The 4,351-nt window shown below is 69.7% G+C and carries 3 protein-coding genes; all 3 read right to left on the reverse strand.

The genetic code is table 11. The features are described from left to right. Nucleotides 1-442: 442 nt before the first annotated feature. Nucleotides 443-1,693 carry an ROK family transcriptional regulator gene (locus AB0M52_RS31225; RefSeq protein ID WP_363961145.1) on the reverse strand — a complete coding sequence of 417 codons (1,251 nt, stop codon included), beginning with the start codon at nucleotides 1,691-1,693 and terminating at the stop codon, nucleotides 443-445. A gap of 30 nt (nucleotides 1,694-1,723) precedes the next feature. After that, nucleotides 1,724-2,971: a multiple monosaccharide ABC transporter permease gene (mmsB, locus tag AB0M52_RS31230; RefSeq protein WP_363961147.1), complete on the reverse strand. Its 1,248-nt coding sequence runs from the start codon at nucleotides 2,969-2,971 to the stop codon at nucleotides 1,724-1,726. Beyond that, nucleotides 2,968-4,351: ATP-binding cassette domain-containing protein (locus AB0M52_RS31235; protein WP_363961149.1), on the reverse strand; the 1,384-nt coding region annotated here is incomplete at its 5' end. The genes AB0M52_RS31235 and mmsB, both read right to left, overlap by 4 nt.

Here is a 4,351-nt window from a genome sequence, read left to right on the forward strand (position 1 = left end):
TCCAGGTAGACCGAGGCCGTGCCGATCCGCATGATCCGGGTCGGATCGGCGTCGTCCGGCAGCGAATCGAGGATCGCCGCTCCGGCGGCCCGCTCGACACCGGCGCGGCAACCGGCGCCGGGCACCCCTGCCGCAGCCGCAGGCACCGGCCTCGCGTCGGCGAACCGGCTGAATGAGCGTTAACACCATCGATCGCCGGCGGAGATCAGCTCCGGCTGAAGGCAGAACCGGACGCGCCAGGGCCGGGGGCGCGATCGCGGCCCTCACTCGCTGTTGACATGCATGTTCAGGGACCGGCGCCGACCCACCACGACACCCCGGACACCTCGATCTCAATCAATGGAATCTGTCCCGATCGCCAAACCGTTCATGTCAGCGATAACATGGCATATATCGATGCAATCGGCAGCCGGGTGGCCGACACCGTCGGCGCGGACGACCGTCAGCGGCAGTTGCTGGCCGTGCCGGCGGTCCCGGCGGTGGCGCGACGCCCGGCGTCGGCGGGCAGGCCCAGCGGGTCGGCGAGCAACGGGGCGAAGCCGAGTTCGGCAGCGCCGACCAGGGTGACGTTGTCGCCGAGCGCCGCGGTGCGCAGCCGTACGTGCTCCCGGGCGACCGGCAGCACGTTACGGGCGATCCGGCTGCGGACCTGAGCCGCCGCACCCGGATACAGGTCACACAGCATCCCGCCGAAGACCACCATGCCCGGATTGAACAGGTTAATCAGGTTCGCCACTCCGATGCCGAGCCAGTCGCCGATCCGGCGCAGCGCCTCCCGGGCCGCGGGGTCGCCGCGGTCGGCGTCGTCCGCCACCGACCGGACGGCCTCGCGGCCGAACAGTTCGGCAGGCCGGCCGGCGACGTCGAGCAGGGCCCGCTCGCCGACCTCCGCCTCCAGGCAGCCGTACGAGCCGCAGCCGCAGGGCCGCCCGTCGTACGGGTTCACCACCATGTGCCCCAGCTCGCACCCGTAGCCGCCGTCACCGCCCAGCAACCGGCCCCCGACGATGATCCCACCGCCGACGCCCACGTCACCGTGCAGGTAGATGAGGTTCTGGAAGCCGACACCCGCACCGCGCTGCTGCTCGGCCTGCGCGCCGAGATGCGCCTCGTTGCCCACCGCCACCGGCAGGCCGAGGCCGAGGCGGCGGCCGAGTTCGGCGCCGAACGCCTGGTCCACCCAGCCCAGGTCGGGCCCGAAGCGCACCATCCCGTCCCCGGGCCGGATCATGCCGCAGTACGAGGCGCCCACGCCCACGCAGGTCGCGTCCGGCGGTGCCGCGCGGTGCAGCTGACAGCCAAAGCGGGCGAGGACCTCGACCACCTCGTGCAGATCGGGCCCGGCGCGCGGGCGCACCGCCGTCCGGCGCTCCAGGATGGAGCCGCCGAGCCCCACCCTGGCGGCGACCAGCCGGTCCACGGCGACGTCGAAGGCCAGCACGTAGAACCGGTCGGCCGCGGGCCGCACCATCAGCGAGGGCCGCCCGGCCCGTCCGGTGTCCGTGGGCAGCTCCTCGTGGACCAGACCCACCCGGGTCAACTCGGCGGTCAGCGCCATGATGGTGCTGCGGTTCAGCCCCATCCGCTCGGCCAGCTCGGCGCGGGACACCGCGCCGAGCAGGTGCACGTACCGCAGCAGAGCGCCGGCATTTCGCCGGCGGATCTCCTCCTGGACCAATCCGACCTCCGGCATCAGCTTCGACGGTCGGCCCACACCGGACCGTCAACGGTTCGCGCCGGCGCGCCGCTTGTTGTAGACGTCAAAGGCCACGGCGACGAGCAGCACCAGGCCCTTCACCACCGATTGCAACGACTGGTCGACACCCATCAGCTGCATTCCGTTGCTCATCACCGCCATGATGAGACCGCCGACCATGGCGCCCACGACGGTGCCGACGCCACCGGTGACGGCCGCACCGCCGATGAACGCCGCCGCGATCGCGTCCAGCTCGAACATGTTGCCGGCCGCCGGCTGGGCACCGTTCGACCGCGAGGAGAAGATGATCCCGGCCACGGCGGACAGGAAGCCCATGTTGACGAAGATCCAGAAGTTGACGGTACGGACCTTCACGCCGGACAGCATCGCCGCGGAGAGGTTGCCGCCGATCGCGTACACCTGCCGGCCGAAGACCGTACGCCGGGTGAGCAGGCCGTAGACCAGCACCAGGACGGCGAGGATGATCAGCACGATCGGCAGGCCGCGGGCGTGGGCCAACTGCCAGGCGAAGTACATGACCACGGCGCCGACCAACGCCATCCGCGCGACGAACAGCGCGAACGACTCGACGGGCTGCTGGTAGCGGATGCGCGCGACCCGGGTGCGGAAGCAGCTCACCACGTAACCGGCCACCGCGATGCCGCCGATGAGCAGGGTGAAGGCGTCGTAGCCGTCGCCGCCGATCAGTCCGTTGAGGAAGCCGGCCGCGATCTGGTTGTACTCGGCCGGGAACGGCGACAGCGAGATGTTGTCCAGCACCCGCAGGGTCAGGCCGCGGAACAGCAGCATGCCCGCCAGGGTCACGATGAAGGCGGGGATGCCGACGTACGCCACCCAGAAGCCGTGCCAGGCGCCGACCGCGAGCCCGACGGCGATGGCGGCCAGCACGCCGAGCCACCACGGATGGCCCTGCCGGATGACGACCACGGCGGAGACCGCGCCGGTCAGTGCCACCACCGAGCCGACGGACAGGTCGATGTGCCCGCCGATGATCACGATGACCATGCCGATCGCGAGCACCAGGATGTAGGAGTACTGCAGGACGATGTTGGTGATGTTGCCCGGGCTGAGCGAGAGCCCGTCGGTCAGGAACGCGAAGAGCGCGACGATGACGACGAGGGCGACGAAGATGCCGCTCTGCCGCAGGTTGTTCATGATCAGCGTACGGGGGTCGCTGGTGCCGACGTGCAGTGCGGCGGCCGGAGCGCTCTCGGTCGGCCTCGGTGCCGCCGAGGAGGGCTTGGTGCTGGTCATCGGGCGGGTTCCTTGTCCTTCGCCATGAGTTCCATGAGCTTCTCCTGGGTCGCCTCGGCGACCGGCACCACGCCGGTGATCCGGCCCGTCGACAACGTGTAGATGCGATCGCACATGCCGAGCAGCTCGGGCAGTTCGGAGGAGATGATGATGACCGCCTTACCCTCGGCGACCAACCGGTTGACGATCGTGTAGATCTCGAACTTCGCCCCGACGTCGATGCCGCGGGTCGGCTCGTCGAGGATCAGCACGTCCGGATCGGTGAACAGCCACTTCGACAGGACGACCTTCTGCTGGTTGCCGCCGGAGAGCTTGCCGACCACGGACATCACGCTCGGCGCCTTGATGTTCATGTCGCGCCGGCTCGTCTCGGCGACCTTGATCTCCTCGTTGTCGTGCACCCACCCGAGGCGCGCGAGCTTGCGCAGCCCGGCGGAGGAGATGTTGCGCCGGATGTCCTCGATGAGGTTGAGCCCGAAGCGCTTGCGGTCCTCCGTCGCGTACGCGATGCCGTTGCCGATCGCCTCCGCGACGGAGCGTGCCTTGATCTCCTTGCCGTGCATGAACAGGCGGCCCGTGATGTCCCGGCCGTACGACCGGCCGAAGACGCTCATGGCCAGCTCGGTACGCCCGGCCCCCATCAGCCCGGCGATGCCGACCACCTCGCCGGCGCGTACGCCGAGGCTGGCGCCGTCGACGACGAGGCGGTCCTGGGTCGGGTGCCGCACCGACCAGTCCTCGATCCGCAGCACCTCCTCGCCGGGCGAGGAGACCCGGTCGGGGTAGAAGCTGTCCAGGTCGCGCCCGACCATGCCGCGGATGATCCGATCCTGGGTCACCTCGCCCGAGCCCATGTCGAGCCGCTCCACCGTCCGACCGTCCCGCAGCACGGTGGTCGAGTCGGCGATGGCGGTGATCTCGTTGAGCTTATGCGAGATCATGATGCAGGTGATGCCCTGCTCGCGGAGCCGGCGCATCAGATCGAGCAGGTGCGCCGAGTCGATGTCGTTGAGCGCGGCGGTCGGCTCGTCGAGAATGAGCAGCCGGACCTTCTTGGACAGCGCCTTGGCGATCTCCACCAGCTGCTGCTTGCCGACGCCGAGCTGGACGACCGGCGTGACCGCGTTCTCGTGCAGCCCGACGGACGACAGCAGCTCCGCCGCCTCGGCGTTGGTGCGGTTCCAGTCGATCAGCCCGTTGCGGCCACGGCGCTCGTTGCCGAGGAAGATGTTCTCGGCGATCGACAGGTACGGCACCAGGGCGAGTTCCTGGTGGATGATGACGATGCCGTGGTCCTCGCTGTCCCGGATGCCGCGGAAGTGCACCGGCTTGCCGTCGAAGAGGATCTCGCCGTCGAAGCTGCCGGACGGGTAGACACCC

Origin of the sequence: Micromonospora sp. NPDC051296, from assembly GCF_040682255.1 — a bacterium.
GTDB lineage: Bacteria > Actinomycetota > Actinomycetes > Mycobacteriales > Micromonosporaceae > Micromonospora > Micromonospora craterilacus.